At 46.6% G+C, this 21,872-nt stretch carries 21 protein-coding genes; 6 read left to right on the top strand and 15 right to left on the bottom strand.

What is annotated here, in order from left to right; genetic code table 11:
- Nucleotides 1–4 precede the first annotated feature (4 nt).
- Nucleotides 5–652, top strand: coding sequence for a hypothetical protein (locus tag EHO61_RS08075; protein ID WP_246032050.1), 648 nt, complete (start codon nt 5–7; stop codon nt 650–652).
- A 25-nt stretch (nt 653–677) separates the two neighbouring features.
- Here EHO61_RS08075 and EHO61_RS08070 read toward each other — a convergent pair whose 3' ends face one another.
- The gene (locus EHO61_RS08070) at nt 678–1,373 is read right to left on the bottom strand and encodes a Pr6Pr family membrane protein (RefSeq protein WP_135813118.1); all 696 of its coding nucleotides are present in this window, start codon (nt 1,371–1,373) and stop codon (nt 678–680) included.
- Nucleotides 1,374–1,574: 201 nt separating this feature from the next.
- On the opposite strand from EHO61_RS08070, the gene EHO61_RS08065 reads away from it, so the two are divergent.
- Nucleotides 1,575–2,633 carry a hypothetical protein gene (locus EHO61_RS08065; RefSeq protein WP_135813117.1) on the top strand — a complete coding sequence of 353 codons (1,059 nt, stop codon included), beginning with the start codon at nt 1,575–1,577 and terminating at the stop codon, nt 2,631–2,633.
- Between the two features lie 72 nt (nt 2,634–2,705).
- On the opposite strand, the gene EHO61_RS08060 is transcribed toward EHO61_RS08065, so the two are convergent.
- Genes EHO61_RS08060 through EHO61_RS08050 form a run of 3 tightly spaced genes read right to left on the bottom strand, consistent with a single transcriptional unit; the run spans nt 2,706 to nt 4,495 of the window.
- Nucleotides 2,706–3,569 carry a VOC family protein gene (locus EHO61_RS08060; RefSeq protein WP_135813116.1) on the bottom strand — a complete coding sequence of 288 codons (864 nt, stop codon included), beginning with the start codon at nt 3,567–3,569 and terminating at the stop codon, nt 2,706–2,708.
- Nucleotides 3,570–3,616: 47 nt separating this feature from the next.
- On the bottom strand, nt 3,617–4,111 hold the full coding sequence (locus EHO61_RS08055) for an SRPBCC family protein (RefSeq protein WP_135813115.1): 495 nt from the start codon (nt 4,109–4,111) through the stop codon (nt 3,617–3,619).
- 3 nt (nt 4,112–4,114) lie between these two features.
- Nucleotides 4,115–4,495: an ArsR/SmtB family transcription factor gene (locus EHO61_RS08050; protein WP_135813114.1), complete on the bottom strand. Its 381-nt coding sequence runs from the start codon at nt 4,493–4,495 to the stop codon at nt 4,115–4,117.
- Nucleotides 4,496–4,781: 286 nt separating this feature from the next.
- Between EHO61_RS08050 and EHO61_RS08045 the strand changes: the two genes are divergently transcribed.
- Nucleotides 4,782–6,275: an ABC-F family ATP-binding cassette domain-containing protein gene (locus tag EHO61_RS08045; RefSeq protein WP_135813113.1), complete on the top strand. Its 1,494-nt coding sequence runs from the start codon at nt 4,782–4,784 to the stop codon at nt 6,273–6,275.
- Nucleotides 6,276–6,351: 76 nt separating this feature from the next.
- Here EHO61_RS08045 and EHO61_RS08040 read toward each other — a convergent pair whose 3' ends face one another.
- Nucleotides 6,352–7,011, bottom strand: a complete 660-nt coding sequence (locus EHO61_RS08040; RefSeq protein ID WP_135813112.1) for a TetR/AcrR family transcriptional regulator — start codon at nt 7,009–7,011, stop codon at nt 6,352–6,354.
- A 140-nt stretch (nt 7,012–7,151) separates the two neighbouring features.
- On the opposite strand from EHO61_RS08040, the gene EHO61_RS08035 reads away from it, so the two are divergent.
- On the top strand, nt 7,152–8,543 hold the full coding sequence (locus EHO61_RS08035; protein ID WP_135813111.1) for a flavin-containing monooxygenase: 1,392 nt from the start codon (nt 7,152–7,154) through the stop codon (nt 8,541–8,543).
- Between the two features lie 60 nt (nt 8,544–8,603).
- On the opposite strand, the gene EHO61_RS08030 is transcribed toward EHO61_RS08035, so the two are convergent.
- The 4 genes from EHO61_RS08030 to EHO61_RS08015 form a co-directional block, all read right to left on the bottom strand.
- Nucleotides 8,604–11,585, bottom strand: a complete 2,982-nt coding sequence (locus EHO61_RS08030; protein ID WP_135813110.1) for a PP2C family protein-serine/threonine phosphatase — start codon at nt 11,583–11,585, stop codon at nt 8,604–8,606.
- A gap of 57 nt (nt 11,586–11,642) precedes the next feature.
- On the bottom strand, nt 11,643–12,404 hold the full coding sequence (locus EHO61_RS08025) for an ABC transporter permease (protein ID WP_135813109.1): 762 nt from the start codon (nt 12,402–12,404) through the stop codon (nt 11,643–11,645).
- Nucleotides 12,401–13,333 carry an ABC transporter ATP-binding protein gene (locus EHO61_RS08020; protein ID WP_135813108.1) on the bottom strand — a complete coding sequence of 311 codons (933 nt, stop codon included), beginning with the start codon at nt 13,331–13,333 and terminating at the stop codon, nt 12,401–12,403. Before EHO61_RS08020 ends, EHO61_RS08025 begins: the two co-directional genes overlap by 4 nt.
- A 98-nt stretch (nt 13,334–13,431) precedes the next feature.
- Nucleotides 13,432–13,749 carry an ArsR/SmtB family transcription factor gene (locus EHO61_RS08015; protein ID WP_135766467.1) on the bottom strand — a complete coding sequence of 106 codons (318 nt, stop codon included), beginning with the start codon at nt 13,747–13,749 and terminating at the stop codon, nt 13,432–13,434.
- 167 nt (nt 13,750–13,916) lie between these two features.
- Here EHO61_RS08015 and EHO61_RS08010 point away from each other — a divergent pair, with 167 nt between their 5' ends.
- Nucleotides 13,917–15,317: a hypothetical protein gene (locus EHO61_RS08010; protein WP_135813107.1), complete on the top strand. Its 1,401-nt coding sequence runs from the start codon at nt 13,917–13,919 to the stop codon at nt 15,315–15,317.
- Nucleotides 15,318–15,371: 54 nt separating this feature from the next.
- Here the strand turns inward: EHO61_RS08010 and EHO61_RS08005 are convergent, their stop codons facing one another.
- Nucleotides 15,372–16,268: an alpha/beta fold hydrolase gene (locus EHO61_RS08005; protein WP_246032049.1), complete on the bottom strand. Its 897-nt coding sequence runs from the start codon at nt 16,266–16,268 to the stop codon at nt 15,372–15,374.
- 71 nt (nt 16,269–16,339) lie between these two features.
- On the opposite strand from EHO61_RS08005, the gene EHO61_RS08000 reads away from it, so the two are divergent.
- On the top strand, nt 16,340–17,002 hold the full coding sequence (locus EHO61_RS08000; RefSeq protein ID WP_135813106.1) for a hypothetical protein: 663 nt from the start codon (nt 16,340–16,342) through the stop codon (nt 17,000–17,002).
- Here EHO61_RS08000 and EHO61_RS07995 read toward each other — a convergent pair.
- The 5 genes from EHO61_RS07995 to pstA form a co-directional block, all read right to left on the bottom strand.
- Nucleotides 16,995–18,302 carry an adenylate/guanylate cyclase domain-containing protein gene (locus tag EHO61_RS07995; protein WP_135813105.1) on the bottom strand — a complete coding sequence of 436 codons (1,308 nt, stop codon included), beginning with the start codon at nt 18,300–18,302 and terminating at the stop codon, nt 16,995–16,997. The two genes, EHO61_RS08000 and EHO61_RS07995, sit on opposite strands and share 8 nt — an antisense overlap.
- Nucleotides 18,303–18,380: 78 nt before the next feature.
- The gene (locus EHO61_RS07990; RefSeq protein WP_135813104.1) at nt 18,381–19,460 is read right to left on the bottom strand and encodes an ATP-grasp domain-containing protein; all 1,080 of its coding nucleotides are present in this window, start codon (nt 19,458–19,460) and stop codon (nt 18,381–18,383) included.
- 7 nt (nt 19,461–19,467) lie between these two features.
- Nucleotides 19,468–20,016 (bottom strand): hypothetical protein, encoded by a 549-nt coding sequence (locus tag EHO61_RS07985; RefSeq protein WP_135813103.1) that lies wholly within the window; start codon nt 20,014–20,016, stop codon nt 19,468–19,470.
- A 97-nt stretch (nt 20,017–20,113) separates the two neighbouring features.
- The gene (pstB, locus tag EHO61_RS07980) at nt 20,114–20,881 is read right to left on the bottom strand and encodes a phosphate ABC transporter ATP-binding protein PstB (protein ID WP_246032048.1); all 768 of its coding nucleotides are present in this window, start codon (nt 20,879–20,881) and stop codon (nt 20,114–20,116) included.
- Nucleotides 20,882–20,924: 43 nt separating this feature from the next.
- Nucleotides 20,925–21,869, bottom strand: a complete 945-nt coding sequence (gene pstA, locus EHO61_RS07975; protein WP_135813101.1) for a phosphate ABC transporter permease PstA — start codon at nt 21,867–21,869, stop codon at nt 20,925–20,927.
- Nucleotides 21,870–21,872: the final 3 nt, after the last annotated feature.

Below are 21,872 nucleotides of genomic sequence, written 5' to 3'. Positions count from 1 at the left end.
AGTCATGTCGCCATCGCTTCGTAAGTTTAATCTAACGACACATGTCGCCACCTCGGTCGGCTGGATGGGAGCAGTCGCTAGTTTTTTGGTTTTGAGCATCGCCGGAATCGCTAGTGTGAATGCGGAGGTCGTTCGAAGTTCTTACATTTCGATGGATCTTGTGAGCAAGTATGCGATCCTTCCGATGAGCCTTGCCTCCGTATTGACCGGACTGATTCTTGCTCTGGGAACTCCGTGGGGCTTATTTCGCTATTACTGGGTATTCATAAAATTTGTCTTGGGAGTTTTTGCAACGATCGCTTTGATTTTACACCAATTCGTTGCGATTTCCGAAGCGTCAAAGAAGGTGATGATCGCTACGGTAGGATCGTTTCCGAATCCGGGTCAGTTCGGTCCGCAATTGGTATTCGATGCCGCTCTCGCTTTTTTAGTTTTGCTATTCGCGACTCTTCTTTCCGTTTACAAACCTTGGGGCATGATACGGAAAGATCATAGTAAGTCGGAAGCCGACGGAGCTTCTCCCCGGACGATAGAGAACCTTCGATTTTCAAATTTAAAACTAAAGATTCTTCTGGGATCGATCGCGATAGCTATCATTCTATTTGTGATATTTCATCTATCTAAAAACGGTTTGGGGAAACACATTCATTAAGGGAATTTAAATTATTCGTAATATTTCATTCCATCCTGGTAGAAATGCGGGGGCCGACCCAACGTTCGATCGCCGCAAGAAATCCGGCAATTATCAGGAATAAGATAAAAATAGCCGCGATATAGATCGAGACGCCTCCATATCCCAAATTGGTTACATCCAAAATATTATACGGGTACCATACCAAAATCGCGCCGCGCACCAGGGTAAAAATTGCGTAAGCAATCGGAATGAAAGCTGCTATCGCAACTCTCTTTATGGAAACCGATCCTTTCGGACCGTAGATAAGCCAGCCCACTATGGCGAGTGCCGGATTTATGGAATGCTGGATCGTACTCGCCAACGAAGCAATTTGGTCCGGGCGAGGCGAGTTCTTTAAGACGAAATTAAATACTATGCATGTAATTGTAATATCGATGATCCCGACGAGACGCCAGACGTGAAATTGATCGGAGGTCCGAACCGGATTCAGAGCCAGCAGAAAGGCGGTAATTCCAAGGATGATATTTGACTGGGTAGTAAAATAGAAAAAATGGTTGAATAGACCGTCTAACCCGGGCCCGAACGTTCGCGTGAAGCCTGCATTCGGAGGCAATACGCTTTTATGATGATAAGCGCTGTACAATTCCAGAGAAACGCCCACGAGGCATAAGAGGGCGCTTACGCCGAAAAAAAGGCGAAAATTCAAGAGGCCGCGTTCCGAAGTATTTTCTTTGTTCATGTTTGTCTTTCCCTTCCGTTATTCTCATTCATGATTTATTATATTTTGTAAGCAAAAGCCTAGATATCCCGCGCGAAAGTCTGATCGGAAAAAATTCTCCCGCCGATGAAAAACGGAATCGAACTGCTCCGATGTACTTTCTTGGATATTCAAACCTGGAATCATTGTCTATGATTTATTTTTTACGCCGGAATACCGGAGATGTTGACAACGGGAGCGGGAGGAGCGAAGTTGCGTGCGGTTTCGTCGGAACGATCGATTATGGGAAAAATACTTTATCTATTAGGGGCGGGAGCCAGCGCCTCCTGTATTCCTGTCGTGAAGGAAATCAATCAGGATCTGACCTCTTTTGCGAATTCCATTTATAAGAAGTCGGAGGGATCCCCCTCTTTCAAACGGGATATTAAGTTCTCGGAAGTTCTTGTAAGCGAATTCCTGGCTGATTGCCGGTGGCTTGGACGGGAAGCCCAATCTCATGGAACGATGGACTTGTTCGCCAAGAAGTTATATCTTTTGAAAAGAGAGGAGGAACTCCGTAGATTAAAATGCACCCTTTCTTTTTATCTTTTATTTGCCCAGATGCGGAAGAAACACGATATACGGTACGACGTGTTTTTGACCACCGTCGCGCAACTCGAGGAGAACTCTATCAGGCTTCCTAAGGATTTGATCGTCAGCACTTGGAATTACGACAATCAAATTATGATTTCCTTATTGAGTTTATTGGGTCTTTTTGAACCGGATTTTGCGAGGAAGCATATAAACATTTATCCTTGGCACCAAAGTCTGGAGCACGACGACGGGATTCCAGAGCTTTTTCATTTTAACGGACTCGCAGGATTCGGCAGTTTCGACGCCTTGCCTTTTAATCTCTATTCTCTACTCAAGGATGGATTGACGGATAAATCGATCGATGATTTCAACCAGAGTTATCAAAAAGGCTCCAGTGGATCCGAAAAATTCCAAATCGACTTTGCGTGGGAAGCGAGTGTGGAGATCGCGAAAGTTCGAGAGAAATTTCTGGAGAGAATTGCGGACGTTCGAACCCTCGTGGTAGTCGGTTATTCTTTTCCTACATTTAATCGGGAATTCGACCGGACCGTCTTTGCGAAATGCCCCTTTCTATCCAAGATCTATGTGCAGGATATTCAGCCGGAAGGACCGATCGAGCGTTTAAGGAGCTTGTTCGATAGAACGGTCGAAATCGTGCCGGTGCGCGGTGTGGATCAATTTTATATTCCGATCGAATTGAGAGTATAATCCTATAGCGCACTCGGTCGATATGTTCGAAGTTTCAAGTAAGGAAATACGGAAGCTTCGAAATTTCTCCTTTTAGCTCTTTGCCGTATAAGCTTTTTTTAAACCGTCGATTTCGATCTTTCCCATTTGCAGCATTGCCCCTAAGACACGGTCGGATTTTTCGCGATCCGTATCGTGCAGGAGTTCTCCTAGAATGGGCGGAATAATTTGCCAGGAGACTCCGTACCTATCTTTTACCCATCCACACCTTTGCTTTTCTCCGCCCTCGGAAAGCCTTTCCCAATATTCGTCTATCTCCGATTGGGTTTCGCATTTTACAAAAAATGAAATCGCTTGGCTGAAATTAAATTGGTGCGGAATCCCGCTATCTATCGCCATGAAATCCTGTCCGGAAAGGGAAAATTTTGCACGTTTTATCGTGCCTTCCGTTCCCGGTCCTTCCGCGCCCATCTTCTCGATTCGGTCTATCTTAGAATTCGGAAATTGGGAGGTATAAAAGCGTATCGCCTCTTCCGCCTTGCCGAAATTTTCCCCGGAGAACATTAAGAACGGATAAATTTTCTCTTCCTGTTCCGAAAGGTTCAATTGCCAGGAGACTCCGAATCTGTCCTGCAACCAGCCGAATTTTCCGCTGAACGGATAGCTTCCGAGTTCCATGAGTACGGATCCGTCCCGTTTTAATTCGTTCCAGAGAAATTCCAGGTCCTCGTTCTTTTTACAATTCACGAAAAGCGAAATAGAAGGGGTAAATTTGAAATGCGGGCCTCCGTTAAAGGATAGAAATTCCTGTCCATAGATGGAGAAGGTGGCGGACATCACGGATCCGTTGGCGCGATTTTCATCCAGTATCTTGGCGTCTCGAAACGAGGATTTGTAGAGTTCCAATGCCTCGCCCAAATTATTGTCGAACATGAAAAAAGGGGTGATCTTTCCCATAAAATTTCCTCTTTATATTAAGATTACGTATCGTTTTATTTTCTTTGCTACGAGATTGAGATCGTATCCAAAAGATTGGCCAAGCGATTATAGCTTTGTTCCACTCCGCCTTCCATGGGGGATTTAAGTACGGCGTCTCTTGCCTCTTTGGATTCGTAGAGAACGGTTACGATCAGGTTCGTTCGGTTTCCTTCCGGTACGAATTCGTTCGTTAAGAGAGCTTCTCCGGGGTACCAGGTCTCGTCGAATTTTTCGGTACAAACCAAGAGTTCGGGTTTATCGATTTTCTTATAAACTCCTCCCGCTCCCATTTCCGTTCCGGTTTCTTCTAGCTTCCAAACGTAACGGTATTTTCCACCGATGCGGAGGTCCACTTCGCACACGGATAGGATCCATCCGTCGGGTCCGAAAAGCCATCGCTTCAATAATTCCGGCTTCGTAAAGCAATCGAAGACCAATTCTCGATTCGCCTGAAAAGACCGGGTCATGACGATCTCCCTTTCTCCTTTTGCGACTACTTTAACATTTTTTGATGGATTCATTTTTTACTCCTTTTTTCGTTTGGATGAATTCCTTTTCGGATATCGAGTCGCTTTCAATTCTTCCAGCAGATCGTCCAAGTGGCCGTATCTGATTTCCCAGAATTTTCTATATTCTTCCAACCAACGGTTCGCCTCTTCCAAAGGTTTGCCTTCCAATCTGCAGGGACGTTTTTGTGCGTTCTGTACTCTGGAAACGAGTCCTGCTTTTTCCAATACTTTCAAATGTTTGGAAATCGCCGGCTGGCTCATCGCGAAGGGCTTTGCCAGATCCATTACGGCGGCTTCTCCGGAGGCCAATTTCTTTAAGATCGCTCTTCTTGTAGGATCCGCCAACGCGAAGAATGTCGCGTTCAATTGATCGGATATGTTTTTTTTATATCTCATTGGTTATATAACTAACTGGTTATTTAAATCATAAAAAATCAATCCTTTTTTTACGTTTAACCGAAATATCATTCGGAGCGATCGTATCTCCTTGTCGGAATTCGTCCTACTACGGGTAAAAATCGATATAGGGATGGGAGAAGCGAGTGCGTTGTCGCGGACAGGTTCCGATCGGACCGTATCTGTGAGCGGACGGGGCGAGAGTTGCCGACAAAAGAATCTAAATCCGAATAGAAAATTAATCTCGTCGAACAATTTTGGCAAGAAACGGCATTTTTAACCAGCTATGATCAAAATTTCCAATCTAAACAAATCCTATCAATCCAAGGTCCTCTTTGACGATCTGAATCTGAGCATGAATCGAGGTGAAAAGCTCGGCCTTGTCGGAAGAAACGGGCACGGTAAATCCACGTTATTCCGGATGATCTTAGGGGAAGCCGAACCCGATTCCGGTAATATCAGTCTTCCCAAAGGTTATAAGATCGGGCATTTGGAGCAGCATTTGAAATTCTCCAAACCCACGGTTTTGGAAGAATGCGCTCTCGGATTACCCGAAGGAGAAGAATACGAAACCTGGCAGGTCGAGAGAATCCTTTTCGGATTGGGCTTTTCCGAAGCGGACATGGAAAGGAATCCTAACGAGTTCTCCGGCGGATATCAAATTCGGATGAATTTGGCTAAGCTGTTGGCATCCGGTCCCGACTTGTTGATGCTCGACGAACCGAACAACTATCTGGACATAGTCACGATCCGTTGGCTGGAAGAATTTCTACGGGAATGGGAAGGTGAGATCGTGCTCATCACCCACGACAGGAGTTTTATGGACAGTGTGGTTACGCATACCGCAGCAATTCATAGAACAAAGGCTATTAAGGTGCAAGGTGATACGGATAAATTGTATTCTCAGATCAATCAGGCAGAAGAAATTTATGAGAAAACCAGATTGAACGAGGCCAAAAAAAGGAAACAGGAAGAGATCTTTATCGCCAGGTTCAAAGCCAAGGCCAGTTTTGCGAGTCGGGCCCAATCGAGGGTAAAGAGACTGGAAAAGCAGGGAGAGATGAAGGCTCTTGACGCGATTCCGGATTTGGAACTTTATTTCAATAGCGCTCCTTTTGCGGCTAGCCAGATGCTATCCGCGGAGAATCTATCGTTTTCTTATACGGGAAAAGAGCCGTTTTTGATCCGTGATTTTTCCATCAGTGTGGGAAATCGCGATCGGATCTGCATCATCGGAAAGAACGGAAAAGGGAAATCCACTCTGTTAAAACTTCTTGCGGGAGAATTGGAACCTTCCTCCGGGATGGTCCGTAAACATCCGATTTTGAAGGAAGGATATTTCGGTCAAACGAACAAATCGAATCTGAACGAAAACGCGACGGTGGTCGAAGAGATCATGAGCGCCGAAAAATCCTGTACCGAATGGCAGGCCAGAACGATTGCGGGCGGATTGATGTTTTCCGACGATCTTGCATTAAAAAAGATTAAAGTTCTTTCGGGAGGGGAGAAGAGTCGCGTTCTGCTCGGAAAAATCCTAGTCACTCCCTGCCATCTATTGTTTCTGGACGAACCCACAAACCATTTGGATATGCAATCCTGCGATTCCTTGATCGAAGCCATCGACGAGTTCGAAGGTTCGGTGATCATGGTGACCCATAACGAAATGCACCTGAAGGCGGTTGCAACGAAGCTGATCGTGTTCGATCAGGATACGATTCGGGTCTTTGACGGTACTTACGACGATTTTCTGAACGACGTAGGGTGGGGCGACGAGAATTAGATCGGATTCCTTTCGATCAGGAATCGATAAGGACATCCTAGGCGAGAGACAGTTCCAAGCTTACGAGCGCCTATCGCTAACGTTCCCATTCGGAAAAATATGCAGTCACAGCCCGGACGGCTTGGTTGCGGATCGATTTGGATATTCTATTTTCTTGATAGTAGCCTCGTTTCATACAGGCGAACGCGATTTCGACGCCCAATGTAGCCACGTCGGGTTTTCGAGGAAGAAGCAAGGGTTCTTTGAGATTTTCCAGTCGGGTCCGAACTCCTTTCCCGATATGATCGATCGTGACCTCCTGTGCTAAGTATGCGTTCCTGCTCAAGGGGCCGCCCAAAATCAACGTACTCGCGGCCGGAGTGGAATCGTAATAGTCGGAGGCGGCGTTGACCCAAAGGCCGACTAATTTTTTCCAAGACGATTTTCGGTTCTTAGAAGCTTTCTCGGCTAGAATTTCTCCGACTCTTGCGAGATGTAACTCTGCCAGTTTCGTAAACAGGACGTATTTGTCCGGAAAGAATTGGTAAATGCTTCCTCGTGGGACTCCCGATTCTTTTGCGATATCCGGGATAGAGATTTCTTCCGGATCCATTTTTTTTAGCATATTTTCCGCGGCTGCTAAAACGAGAGTCACCCGTTGCTGGGAACGTTCCTGCAAGGGCGGTTTGGATTTATAGATCCTCCGGTTTTCGCTACGGACATTTGACTCGGGCTTTCTGGATTCAAAATCTAACATTTGTTATATATCTCCAAACAGGATTGACCTTAATGAAAAATTCCTTGTCCCTGAATTCAAGGAAAGTAAGATTTTGTAAAAATGTGACATTTGTCGGATTTTTTCCCAATGGAAAGATTGAAAATCGGGTGAGAAGTTTTATGAAATCGAACAAACGAGTTTGCGTGGTCGGAGCCGGGCCGAGTGGAATTGCTGCCGCCAAGAATTGCGTGGAGTACGGCATCGATGTGGTAGTTTTCGAAAAAAACGATAAGGTAGGAGGGAATTGGGTCTTCAATTCCAAAACGGGCCATTCCAGCGTTTACGAAAATACCCATATCATCAGTTCCAAGGTATGGTCGGAATACGAGGATTTTCCGATGCCCGAAGAATACCCCGATTATCCGAATCATAAGCAATTGCAGGCTTATTTCGAATCCTACGCCAAACACTTCGGCGTTTATAATAAGATTAGATTCAATCATTCGATCAAAAAGATCTCTCGGACCGAAGACGGAGATTGGAGGGTCGAATTTACCGATTCAAAAGGGAAAAATAAAGTAGAAAACTTTGATTTTTTAATGATAGCGAACGGCCATCATTGGGATCCGAAATATCCGACATACGAGGGAAAATTTACCGGAAAGTTCATGCATTCCCACGATTTTAAGGGAGTAACGGAGGATTGGAGAGGAAAGGACGTGCTGATCATCGGAGGAGGAAACTCCGCCTGCGACGTAGCCGTGGAATCAGCCCGCCTCGCGAAAAGCGTGAAATTATCCATGAGGAGTCCGCAATGGTTTTTTCCGAAGTTTCTGTTCGGGATGCCCTCCGACGTATTCGCAGCAATGACTCCTTCTTGGATTCCGGCCAAGATCAAGCAATATGTTCTTACGAAATTGCTCTACGTTCTACAGGGATCCTATAAGAATTACGGACTGCCGGTCAACACCGCTCCGGCGCTGAGCCATCACCCCACCTTAAATTCGGATCTTCTGGATTTCATTCGGCACGGTAGGATCAAACCGAGACCCGCGATCAAGGCTTTTCACGGAAAGTCCGTCGAGTTCATGGACGGAACGGAGGAAAAGTTCGATATCATTTGTGCCTGCACCGGATTTTGGACTACCTTCCCGTTTTTTGATAAATCGTTTATCGATTTTCAATATGCGGAGAAGATTCCTTTGTACCGGAAGATGATGCATCCGGATTATAAGAACCTGTATTTTATCGGCCTTTTTCAGCCCGTCGGTTGTATTTGGCCAATGGCGGATTATCAGGCAAAACTGGCCTGTATGGAAATATTAGAAAAATATGAAAGGCCTAAGAATCTAAAAGCGGAGATCCAATACGAAATCGACCATCCTCATTTCAGTTTCGGAGGAGGTCAGAGGCACGCGGTCGAAGTGGATTATCACGGATTTCGGAAAGATTTGAAATCGGACTTGGCAAAGGCGGGAATCGACATAGGAAAGCCTCCCGCAGGCCGTAAAGGCTTTTATAAATCCTTTTTCAAGGTCGCTTCGAAGGAACCGGTCGCTTTAAGCAGGTAGAAGTATTTTAGGATAAGCGTTCTTATCGCTTTTTCGGTAAGAACGCTTGTTAGGAATTTTTTAGTCTATTTCCAGCAACTTTTTCAATTTGCGGATATTCTTATTTTCCGGATCGATTTCTTCCGCGTTTTTCGTGTATTGGATCGCTTCCTCTTTGTGGCCAAGGAGGCGGTTTAGATCGGAAAGATTCACCAAATTTTGCACGTTCATGGGCTGGAGTTGGTTCACCATCTGCGCCGCCTGCAAGGCCTGGGTCAGATTTCCGAGTTTCTTTTCCGCGATAGACAGATAATACCAAAGTTCGGCCGTATCCGGATCGTAGGAAAGATATTTACTAAGTACTTGCACCGCTAACGGATAATCCTTTTCCTTAAAGCTAAGCAATCCTAAAAGTTTGTTCAATCTTTGGTTGGAATTATCGGCTGCGTAAGCGTCCATAAGAACCCCGATCGCCTTTTGCACTTCGCCGATCTTATAGAGTTCCTTGCCTTCTTTGTAAAGATTTCTGATCGTAATTCTATCTTCCGACTCCTCATCTTCGGAGACGAGACCTGCGGTCGTAGGTATTCCGGTTTCCTTGAAACCGATCCTCAGGATGGAAAGGTCGTCTATGACTTCTCCGGTTTCGCGTATCGCACGTTCTATCGCGGATATTTCGGCGTGGGAATTTTCTACGATTTGCAGGAACAGGTTTTCGTCCTCGTTGATGATCCTTTTGCCGTTCACGTTCGAGAGCATTAGGTCGTCCCTTCCGTCCGAAGCAAGTACGACCACGTCTCCCGGATAGAGTTGGAATTTTTTGACTTTAAAAGGGTACTCCGAATCCAACCCTAATTTTCTCAGCTCCAAGTCCGATTCTATAAACGAAGCTTTCCCGTCCCGATACAAAACGGAAAACGGGTGTTCGGCATTCCAATAGAATGCCTCCCCGTTTTCGTCGTCCACCAACAGGAGAGTGGCAGAGATGATCATACTCCCGTCGAAACTTTTGAAGACGGAATGCACTTCCTGGTATACTTCGGTGAGCCATTCTTCGGGGGTTTTTTCCAAAACTCGCTTGTTTGCCGCGGAACGAGCCATGATGGAATTCATGACGACGCCCATGACTAAAGATCCTCCGGCGCCTTGCATGGATTTGCCCATCGCATCTCCGTTTAAGGCCATCGTGTATTTCTTAAAATTCTCCGGAGTTCCCAAACGCAGATTTCCGGTGAGGCAAATATCTCCTCCGAGTTCTCCCTGCTTATTGCGGAATTCGAAGTATTTCTTCTGCCTGATCAGGAAGTTCGTGTTCACGTTGGCGGATTTATTGGCGTTATAAAATAAAGGCTTAGCGAGTAGGGAAGTTAAGAAATAATCTCCGTCCTGCTGGATCTTGAGTTGTTGGACCTCCCGCATTTTTTCCTGCACTTCCCTAGTTCTTTCTTCCACCTTTTCTTCCAGGTGATCCGCGTAATTCTGGAGCTCCTGCCTAGCGCTGCGTATGGAATCCACCATGGAATTGAACGACAGGGAAAGGAAACCGACCTCGTCCATGGTTTTAATGGGTACGTTTACGTCCAAGTTTCCATGGTTCACTTTTTCCACTCCGGATAAGAGATCGTTTAAAGGTTTTACGAGGCTTACTCGGAGAAGAATCGGAAATGCGATCAGTATAAAGACGGAGGTTCCTAGTTGGATCAGAACCAACCATTTGGCGACTCTATGAACGGCTTTTCGGAACTCTAGATAGCCGAAGCCGACCTCGTATCTTTTTTTGCCGATTTCGAAATCGTAATGAGTATAAAAACGATCCGCCATACGGTACATTCTAGATCCTAAGGGGGGATTCGTTCCGTCAAATTCCTTGGATGCCAAGGATTCCGTTTCTTCCGGAGTTTTTCCCTTGTACTTCTTCTTATTTTTTTCGATGAATTCGTGGAGCTCCTGTTTCTTATAAAGCGCTTCTCCGCCTTTTAGAGAATCCGTTGCGATATCCGAATCTTTCTTAAAAACGATTTCATAATCTCGCCCGAACAGTCCCGGGCCCGTAGGTCCGGCAAGAAGATATTTCACGTCCTTCGGAAAATCCTTTTCCCCGTTCCTGATGGAGGTTTTTACGGAATTCATTTCGGAGATATTCTTGCTTTGGATGGACTTGTCCAAAGTGAACATAGTAATATAACTGATGGCGCTCAACGCCAGCATGATCGTGACCACGGCGCTGGATAGGATCTTGGTCATAAAACTGGTGGGCTCCGGAGAATGATCCAAATACGCGTTTTGAATCAGGAACATCGTCATCACGGAAAGAATAAAATAGGCTATCGCATACGTGTCGAAGTCGATGGAGCCGGATTTGTTCAGTAGGTTATTAAACGCATTCAGAATATTCAGGAAAGCGGTCAAGAGAAACGCTCTCAAGGCGACGGCTTCCTTTCCGATCGGAAACAGGATTTTTTTCAATCCGATCAGGATTCCCAACGATATTTTTGCGGGAGCTATGAATACGGATTTCTTTTCCGATAAGGAATCGGACCAGGTTTTCAGGATTCCGCGATAATCGGAGTAATACACGATCTTTCTGATCAGAATGACGATGCTGACGCAAAAACAGAATAGGATCGTCGCTCCCGATTCCTTGCCGAAATCGAAGCTGTATTGGTGGGCGGTAAAGGAAAACGTCTTTTCCATCCGAAACGTTTTTATGATGAAATGAACCCAGGCGGTAAGAGCTAACAGAAAGGCTCCGGTGATCACGATTTTGGACTCTTTCGGATGTATGTTCTTGGGAAAATTGTAGCAAAAACCGATCAAAGAGACGATGGCAAAGACTACGAATACGGTAAAATACCTATGGTAGGCGGAAATAGGATCGAAGACGGAATAGGATATGAAATATCCGAAAAACATCATCGCATATCCGAGATACATCGAGATTAAATAATATGTCGGAAGGGTCTTATCCTTTTTGAAGATTAGGAAGCCGGAGAGAACACAAGTAAGAAGAAAAAGCGAAAAAACACCTATGGAATGATGAGAAAATAGGATGGATTCGTGCATAGCGGGGCTTAAGCATCACCGATATAACGGAAAAGTCAAGCCGCTTAGCTTATCGGCTCACTTTTTGATATGGTATCCCGTTCGGAAGATCCAAGCCACCACCAGAAGGCAAACGGAAAGGAAGAGAAGGATCATCGCGAGGCTGACTTCCACGCTTACGTCGGAGATCTCGTAAAAGCTCCAGCGGAAACCGCTGACCAAATAAAGAACCGGATTGAACAGAGTGACCGATTGCCAAAACGGTGGGAGCATACTTGCGGAATAAAAACTTCCGCCCAGAAATACGAGGGGAGTGATGACCAGAAGCGGGATGACCTGAAGTTTTTCGAAATTGTCCGCCCAGATTCCGATGATAAATCCGAACAAGCTAAAGGAAACGGCAGTGAGAATCAGGAAAAGGATCATTAAGGCGGGATGAGCTATCCGTACCGGAACGAAAAAGGAAGCGGTCACTAACATGATGGTTCCCAGGATAAGGGACTTAGTGGCGGCCGCTCCGACATATCCTAGAACGGCTTCGAGACTCGAGACGGGAGCGGAGAGAATTTCATAGATCGTTCCCGTGAATTTCGGGAAGTAGATTCCGAAAGAAGCGTTCGATATACTTTCCGTAAGGAGGGAGAGCATCACGAGGCCCGGGACGATAAAAGAGCCGTAAGGAACCCCTTCCACTTCCTGGATCCGCGAACCGATCGCGGAGCCGAACACCACGAAATACAGGGAAGTAGAGATGACGGGAGAAGCGATGCTTTGCATCAAGGTACGTCTCGTTCTCGCCATTTCCAATACGTAGATCGCTTTAATTGCGTGAAAATTCATTTGGACTCCTTGACCAATCGAACGAAGATTTCTTCCAGGGAACTCTGGGAAGTATTCAGATCCCTAAATCCTATACCGGTGAGTTTCAGATCGTCCAGAAGGGAGGTGATCCCGTTCTGTTTTCCGTGACTGTCGTACGTATAGATCAGTTGCTTTCCTTCCTCTCCGATCTCCAATTCATATCTTGAAAGAGGACCCGGTATGGAATCGATGGAGGAGGTCAGATCTATGGTCATCTGTTTTTTCCCGAGCTTTCTCATCAGTTCTTCTTTGCGTTCTACCAGAATCAATTCCCCTTTGCTGATGATTCCGATTCGATCGGCGATCTCCTCCGCTTCCTCGATGTAATGCGTAGTGAGAATGATCGTGACCCCGCTGTCCCTAAGGGAACGGACTATGTTCCACATATCCTTTCTCAATTCCACATCGACTCCCGCAGTCGGCTCATCCAGGAATAGTACGGAAGGCTCGTGAGAGAGGGCTTTGGCGATCATGACCCTGCGTTTCATCCCTCCGGAAAGAGTGATGATCGGTTGGTCTTTCTTTTCCCAAAGGGTTAAGGAGCGCAGGATTTTTTCCACATACTCGCTGTTCGGCGCCTTTCCGAACAGACCGCGGCTGAAATTGACGGTAGCAATCACCGTTTCGAAGGAATGCACAGCCAGTTCCTGGGGGACCAGTCCGATCATGGATCTGGTCCGACGGTAATTCTTCAGAATATCGTAGCCGCCTACCGTAACGGAACCTTCGCTCGCATTCACTAATCCGCAGACCAAGGAGATCAAAGTGGTTTTACCGGCCCCGTTCGGGCCTAGGAGGGCGATAATCTCTCCTTCTTTGATTTCAAGACTTACGTTTTTCAACGCCTGAAAACCGGTCGCGTAGGTTTTGGAAACGTTTTGGACGGATACGATCGATGGGTCGGACATGTATTTTACCTGTTATTACGGAAGCGTATATTAGAATTCCAAAGGTATCATTTTTCAATCGGCCCGGAGTTACGCGAGCGGATTTTTCCGTCTTCCGATCATTTGTTTTCCTTTCTGGAACTTTCGAGGATAGCCCGGAGTAGACCTGGAAATTTTTTTTCAAGATCTCGGTTGCGTAGGGATAGAAACTTCTGCGTTCCTTCCAATCTGGTTTTGGTAAGTCCCGCCTCTCTCAATTTTCCTATATGATAGGAAAGATTCGTTTTGGAAGCATATTCCAAAAACGCGGAACAGTTCGCTTCCTCCACTTCCAACAATTTCAGAAGGATTTTTCTTCGGATAGGATCGCTGACCGCCTCGAAAATCGTGGAGAGCTGGATTTGGTCTAAGGTCGGGTGCGGAGGGGTTTTTGACATAGGGAACTCTATTCTTTTTTGACGTAATAGTATAAAAATTCAAGAACTATTGAACTATTTATCGACCTGGACCGTCGGATTTTTTGAAGTTCAATAGTTCTTGAACTATAAAACTAAGAGGAACCGCCCTTTGGGGGGCGGTGGACTGAATTGTTTAGGAGACGACAATGAATCTAAATGCCAGAAGTATCCCGTTCAAACGGGTTTTTTCCGTTTTATTCCTTTCGATTTCTCTTCCGCTACAATTGGATGCGGACGAGGTTGTGTTGCGGTCCGGAAGAAGGCTTTCGGACCTGACTTTGGAAAAAGAAGGAACCGACGATTTTATTTTCAGTTTTTCGGAGGGGATTCCCATTCGGATTCCTAAGTCCGAAATTGTCCAGCATATCCGGAGTCAGAACGTTCCGACAAAAGAAGAGAAGTCCTCCGAAATGTTAACCAAAGATCAAATCATCAGTAAAATTTCCGTCTCTACGGGTCCGGAAAAAAAGAGGGATTTCGATCTGACCTGGAGCCAATCTTTGACCAACGACGTATTCATTAACGGAAATAGTTTCTTCGGAAACGCCTACGTAAGACGAGGAGACCTGAAATATTCCAGCCTTCCCAGATCGCTGATCCTGGACACTGCGGTCAATATCCCCACGAATCTAGAAGGATTGAATCTGACCATTCGGGAATTGTCTCCGCTGAACGGCCGTACGAATCGGGACGTGGATGGAGGATTCCAGGCCGCCCCGTTTGCACCCGACGTAAGCCTAAGCCAAGCTCTGCAGAATCCCGGTGTTTACAAAAAGAGAACGGAAATGAACGGCTTGAGAGACGCTCTGGCGGCGGTCTTAATGTACAGATGGAGAACGAACAGGCTCGGAGATTTCAGCACGGGAATGATCTATTATGCGAACACGCAACCCGATTTCGCTTTAGGGTTATTTACCGCGGGATGGAATTTTCCGTTCTTGACTTATCTAAATCCTTCCTATTTTTTTAATATTCGATTCACTTCCGAAAGGATCGGCGGAGCGTCGATAGGCGGCCAAAACGATATGGATTCGGGTTATCCTACGAACGCGTTCAACGGCAGCACGTTTCATCGGTTTTCGATCCATCATGAATACGATATAACCAAGGACTTCAAGGTGCAACCAGGGATCGATTTGGGTTACCAATATTATAACGATAATATAGACAGAAGATCCGGATTCAAGAATTTGGACTTCAAACTGATGGTACGTTATTTATCGTTTTTCGCGTCCTTGACCGACGTATATCGTCCGAACACTTATATGATAGATAACAACTATTATTATCCGAATATAGTCGGGGGACAGACGGTCGGAGTGGTTCCCGGAGCGAGTACTGTCCAACCTCTCACCGCCAATTCCAACGACGGGTTGACCGTAAATCCTTCCAAAAGTTACGGAACATCCAACGAGATCGTGCTCAATTCCATCACGAATTCGAATTTGGATCCGAACATCAAGCAAGCGCTAGTCAATCATCATCTAGCCCAAAGAATACCGCTTCACAGCGTGGTATGGTCCTTCGGTTACTCCATCCGTCTTTGATTCATTCCGAGAAGAAATGAGGAACTCCGTTCGTTGGCGGAGTTCCGAAATGCGCTATTTTTCCTGAGGAGACGGTGCCGAATTCCGCTTCTCGGAAATTTCCAATAGGAGCCCTTTCACCGTAGAAAAATTTTTCCAAGGTAGAAAATGGCCTTCTTCCGGTAAGTAAATTTCCCTTAGGATCGATCGCGACGGGAACATGCGCCGCGCGAAATCCAGATTTTCCGGAGAAACGAGGGTATCCTGTCCCCCTTGTACGATATAGACTTCCGCCTTCAATTTTTTCCAATCGGATTCGATAGCGAGCAACTGTTCCTTCATCGGAAGCATTTCCATATTGCTGGTAAGAAGATCGGCGGGTAGAATCGATCTTGCAAGTCCGGTATTCGCCGCACGATTGTACCATTTGAGTTCCTCTTTTTCCGGATCCAGCGCGGCGGCGAGAAGCACCAGATGAGTCACGCCGTTTTCTTCCAGTGCGGCGATCCTGGCGGCCACCGGTCCGCCGTAGGAATGCCCTACAAGTACGAGTTTTCTTTTAGGGGTTTTGGAAAGAATGGAATATAAGGAATTTAAAATACGCTTCGCCTGACCGTCGACGTCGGGTAATGGCCCCGGAGAAGATCCGAATCCGGGTCTGTCCAATCCGATCATGCAAAATGTGGAAAGTAGATCCGGATCCTTCATATATCTCCAGAAATGAATCCAGTTCCCCGGAGAACCGTGGATAAAAACCAGCACGTCCTTTTCGGTGTTTCCGGGACATCCTACCGAAACGGAATGGATTGCCGCCTCGCTCCCCTTGTTCGTATCGATTTCTTTGTAAGCCACGCCGGCTCGGGAAAAATCCTGAAGAGCTTCCGCTTCCGTCATTTTCCATTCGGGAAAGGAAGTGCAACCCGTAAGGAAACATAAGGATAGAACTAGAGGGAAGTGTTTAGTGTGCATCATAAAAAAATCCGAAAATTGCTTAACTTTTTCCAAAATAGATCGTTCTTAATAGAAGAGAGTAGGAGGATCGCATGGACCTGTCCAGACTTCCTAAAGGTTCCTGGAACGGAACGTTTCGAAACCATGTTTTGCTGTTGGAGAATTTTCTCAGTCCTCTATCTTCGAAACCGGAAGGGGAAATCTGCGTTTACCTCGCCGGTTTAGTCGCGAGAAGATTGGATGAAACCTATTCCAACGCCTGCCTTTCTTTTATCTTAGAAGATCCCTCCGAAATCGACGGCATTGTCCGTTCTCACCAACCGTACATCGGTCAAAACGCTCCCATCGTTACGATTTCAAAAATAAACGCGGAATTCCTTTCCTTTGCTCTGGCAGTCAAGGGAGACCAAGCTTGGCGAAGTTTAGAGATTCTCGCTCCCAAAAAATTATTCTCTCTCGCCTCCGTATTCTCGTACAGATGCGGCAACGCCGCGCTCGGAAATATTTTCGGAATCTTTTCCACGGAGTTAGACCTCCTTTTAAATATTCTAGGCGCTTATCTTCGTTACATCGAGGAGAATCCTGATCGCTTTCCGCCGGCTACTCTTTCCGAGAATGTATCGGAACGATTTTCGGAAGAGATTAACGAAAGAAACGAATACAAAGAAAGGAATCCCGGGGCCGAGGAATCGGTTCCGTACGACGCTCAGGTCGAACCTTCCCGGATATTAGGAGGCTGGAACCTTCCTAACTGATCCCTTGTTCCTCCTTTCCTTCAAGCGTGGAATAGAGATGCCAGAAGGAATGACTAGGAGTGTCCTTGGTTCCGGGATCCACCAGGTCCGGTCGGATTCCTTTGACCAGATACATCTCTATTTCTCCCTTGTTTTTCGCTTTGACTAGACCTCTCGGTTCGCAATCGAAAAAGCCCTTTACCAATTCGTACGTCTGTTTGGATATATTGACTTCTCCCGGGAGTCCGGAACTTTCCATTCTGCTCGCGGTATTTACGGTGTCGCCCCAAATGTCGTACGCGAACTTTTCGGTTCCGATCACTCCCGCGACCACGCTGCCGCTATGGATCCCTAGTCGCAGAGACCAGGACGGAAGTCCCGCTTGCTCCCTTTCGATCTTATTTTTCAACATGAACTCCTGAAATTCCAATCCGCACAGGACGGCATCCACCGCGTGGGTCGAGTTCGGGACGGGAAGACCTCCCGCCGCCATGTAGGAATCTCCTATCGTTTTGATTTTCTCCAGACCGTAACGTTTGGAGACGCGATCGAAGTATTTGAAAAAAAGATCCAGTTCTCCCACGAGTTCCTCCGGAGTCATACTTTCGGATATTTGGGTGAAGCCGGCCATATCTGTAAAAAGAACCGAAACGTTTTCATAACGTATAGGAGCCACTCGTTCGTTCTTTTTCAATTCGTCCGCGATCGTTTCGGGTAGAATGTTCCGGAGAAGATTCTCCGATTTGCCTCTTTCCACGTTCAGGTTTCTGGCCATGATAAAGATCAGGATTCCGGTCAGGATCTGCACGAACAAATAATTCCCGGCGAGATCGCTGTATCTCAGTTCTCTGGTATCGTTAGTCTGAACGATGAAGTTCGGATGGAGATACTCCAGTCCGTAGAGAGTCATCGTGAAAAGAGCATAAAGTCCGTACACCAGGAAAACGTTCTGGTCGCGGAGTAGAACCGTCGCTATCACTAAGGCGGGAATGAAATAATAATGATTTCCTCCTTGCGATCCTCCGTTCAGAAACCAAACGGAAGAGAGATAAATCAGAATCGTCAGATTGAAGGGCCAGTATAAGGAATAGTATATACTCTTTACCCGGGAAAGGTAATACATGGCCAAAAGCGCGATTCCCGAAACGGAATTTAAAAGCAGAATTCTTAAGTAATATTCGCTTGGGGGAAGAAAAACGGATCCGATGATATTCAGCAATCCGTTGATCAAGGCGACGGAATTAAAAAGCCTATGCTCCAAGGAGTTCTTCTTAGGATCCCCTACAAGGAAGAAGACGAAATTTAAAAACCTGAATTTCACGAGGTCGACCTCCTTACGATCGAAAGGTGTTTATATTCCCATATGCGCCCGGCGGAAGAAAGGACTTTTCCCCGGATTTTAAACGGAAAGATCGGAAATTTTTCTTCCTCCTTTATAAAAATTCCATAATGCCGCTATTATAGGAATTAGCCCTGCCTTTTTTCCTTTCGATTCGCGGCCGATTCGGAACAAAATCCCCCATTGCCTGAAAAGGATCGCGTATCGTTCCCGGACGCTGAATCTAGGATCGTATAAATTCGTGGACTCCGAAGTCACTCCGTTCAATTCCACGATCTTAAATCCTTTTCCTTGTTTCAGTTCCTGCGGAGAGGTAAAACGGACGTCGTATCTTCCGAAGTAAAAATCTTCGAAAGGGGCGGTGGCTTTCCGTATCGCGTCCTCCAAGTCCGGACTCATCCATTCTTTTCCGTCCAGGAAAAGGGTCCCTTGGCAATGGTTTCCGGCTTCGGCGAGAGGAAGAATTTCTCCGGAAGGGACCACCCGTTTCCAAATTTCGGGGAATCTTTTCCGAAATACATCCTTTTGGATTCGGAATCGCGGATGGGACAATATGAGATTTTCGAGAGTGGATTTGCCGTCTCCGGTCACTCTAGGAAATACCTTGCGGGTGATGGAAAAAATTTTTCCGGATTTTTGATTAGGGTATCTATAGTAAAAAATCCCGGCCTCGTACGGTCCCGGATGAAATTCCTGTACGAGTAAAGGAACGTTCGATTCCGCAAGGAGACTTCGGAGATCCTCCTTTGCGCGAGCGATCCGGACTCCTTGTCCGCGTTGGCCGGCATCCGGTTTTAAAATGACCGGAAATTCCAAACCCAGCCTCCGCATTTCGTTTTCTATACTTTCTTCGTTACGAGAATCCCCTTCTATTCGGAAATTTTTCAGGACGTATTCAGGAGAAAGTCTGGAAAGAATGTCGAACTTCGATTCGCCGACTAGCCCTCCCAAAGGAATTCCCGGATTTGCCGCGGCAATCGTTCCGAAGCCCAAAGAGGAAAAGGATCCCGGCCTTAGAGAACGAAAGCTCAGGAAGGCGATCCAAGGAACGACGGGAAGGTACAATTTCCAGGCGGGCCAGAACTCCATAGGATCGAAAAGTCTTAAAAGAGAAGTCTCGTTCGGGTCTTCGGGCTTCATTCCGGTCCTAAATCACCGGATCCCAGCCTATAGATAAGGCTCTCGAACGTTCGAACTGGATCGTGGAGAATGCGAATCCGAAGGCGCTAGGAATATTAGAAAAACCTAATCCATATTCCAGGCCGATCCGAATCATCGCGTCGTGATGTATGGTATGCTCCTGCACGTACAGTAGTTCCCTTTCCCAATACGTATCCGTCGATCCTTCCTGCGCCGTAAAGGGATCAGCGACGTAAGAAAGAGATGCCGGGCCGTTCCACGTCCAAATTCGTATCACGGAAGCCAAATCGCCGAGCCGATCGGAAGCGGCGGAAGGGGAGTCCTCATACAACGGGTTTCTTTCTCTCCGATCGTAAGAAATCGTTTCGTTTTCCCGTCCACTTAAAAGCGCTTCGACGAATTCTATGGAATGCCTAACGTGTTTGCCTACGGAAGAGCCGGAAAGGATGGGCAGCGGCCTAGTATAGGATTCGACGGGTACTTTCGAGACAATGTCCGCTAGTTGTACCAGGACTCCCGAGAGGGACTCGACTAAATGTGAAGATTCTATCAGCATCGAAACAAGATTCGTCCGAGCTAATTTATAGGTTACACAGCGCCGGTTGAAAAGCGATTTTCGTTCCGGTTCCGGAATAAAATTTAAAGGAATACGATCAGCCGAATTTTCCCGAAATGTAGTCTTCGGTCTCTTTTTTGGAAGGGTTGTTGAAGATCTTTTTGGTGGTGTCGAACTCCAACAGTTTTCCCATATAGAACAATCCGGTATAATCGCTGATCCTGGCCGCCTGTTGCATGTTATGGGTTACGATGACGATGGTGTAGGAATCCTTGAATTCGGATATGAATTCCTCCACTTTTTTGGTGGAAATCGGATCCAGAGCCGAACAAGGTTCGTCCATCAGGATCACTTCGGGATTCATCGCTATGGCTCTCGCAATACAAAGCCTTTGTTGTTGTCCCCCGGAAAGTCCCAAGGCGCTGTCGTTCAAGCGATCCTTGACTTCCTTCCAGATCGCGGCTTTTTTTAGGCTTTCCTCTATTACGCCGTCCATCTCGCTTTTGGAAAGTTTGAAATTCATTTTCAATCCGAACGCGATGTTTTCGTAAATGGATTTCGGAAACGGGAAGGATTTCTGAAATACCATACCGACGCGTTTGCGCAATTCCACGACGTTCATTAACGGATCGTAGATATTGATCCCGTCGATCTCCAGTTTTCCGCCGACGCTGGTTCCGTCGATGACGTCGTTCATCCTATTGATGGATCTTAAGAACGTTGACTTTCCGCAACCGGAAGGTCCGATAAAGGCGGTTACTTTTTTGGCGTGGATGTCCAGGGATATTTCATGCAGGGCCTGATTGTCTCCGTAGAAAAAATCGAAGTGGCGGGATTTTATTTTTACTTTATGACTGTCTTTCACCTGCGAATTTCTCCTCGCGTCGTCGTTCTTCTTTATATGATCGTTAAGCGCCCAGACGGCCCTTATTTTTTCGGATTCTGAATCGTATATAGGTCGCGAAAAAACTCATTCCGAACGTGAGAGCCAAAAGTACCAAAGTAGTGGCGTACTGCTTCGGTAGAGCTTTGTCCACGTCGGGTGATTGGGTGGCGAGCACGAATAAGTGGTAACCCAAATGCATAAATTGGTCCGTCAATTTCGCGGGCAGGTCGGGGAGGGAATAAACCACTCCCACGAACATGATGGGAGCGACTTCTCCGGCTCCTCTTCCGATTGCGAGTATGGCGCCGGTCAAGATCCCGGTAACCGAATTCGGAAGAACCAGGTGCCAGATCGTCTGCCATTTGGTGGCCCCTAACGCCAGACTTGCTTCACGCATCTCGCGAGGAATGCTTCTCATGGTTTCTTCCACGGAAATGATGATGACCGGTAGGGTCAGTATGGCGAGGGTCGCCGCGGACCAAAGAATGGCGGGTTTTCCCCAAACCGGAGCGGTGTGTCCCGTCACGGAATCGAGCCCTTTACCGACGAACTGGATGAAAAAGCCTACGCCGAATAGCCCGAATACGATGGAAGGTACCCCTGCGAGCGTGTTGATCGCAAACCTCAGAGTCGAGGTAAACCTGGAGTCGCGATCCGTGTATTCCGCCAAAAAGATTCCCGTCGCAGTTCCGATCGGAATGCTGAAAAGAATCATTATAAAAACAAGATATACCGTTCCGTAGATCGCTGGGAATATACCTCCTTCGAGGTTGTTGTTTTTCGGAGCCGCGCTCAGGAATTCCCAGGTTACGTTTAATAACCCGCGGAATATGAAATTGCCGAGCATGAGAAGGATCAGGGAAACGATCAGAATCGTCGAAAGCATCGGAATGCCTTCGGCTACGACCGTGGCGATTCTATCTTTCAGTCTTCGTTTGCGGTTTAAGCGGACTTTTTTCCATTTCAATGG

Origin of the sequence: Leptospira fluminis, assembly GCF_004771275.1 — a bacterium.
Lineage (GTDB): Bacteria > Spirochaetota > Leptospiria > Leptospirales > Leptospiraceae > Leptospira_B > Leptospira_B fluminis.
This window is presented reverse-complemented; position numbering and strand designations above follow the sequence as displayed.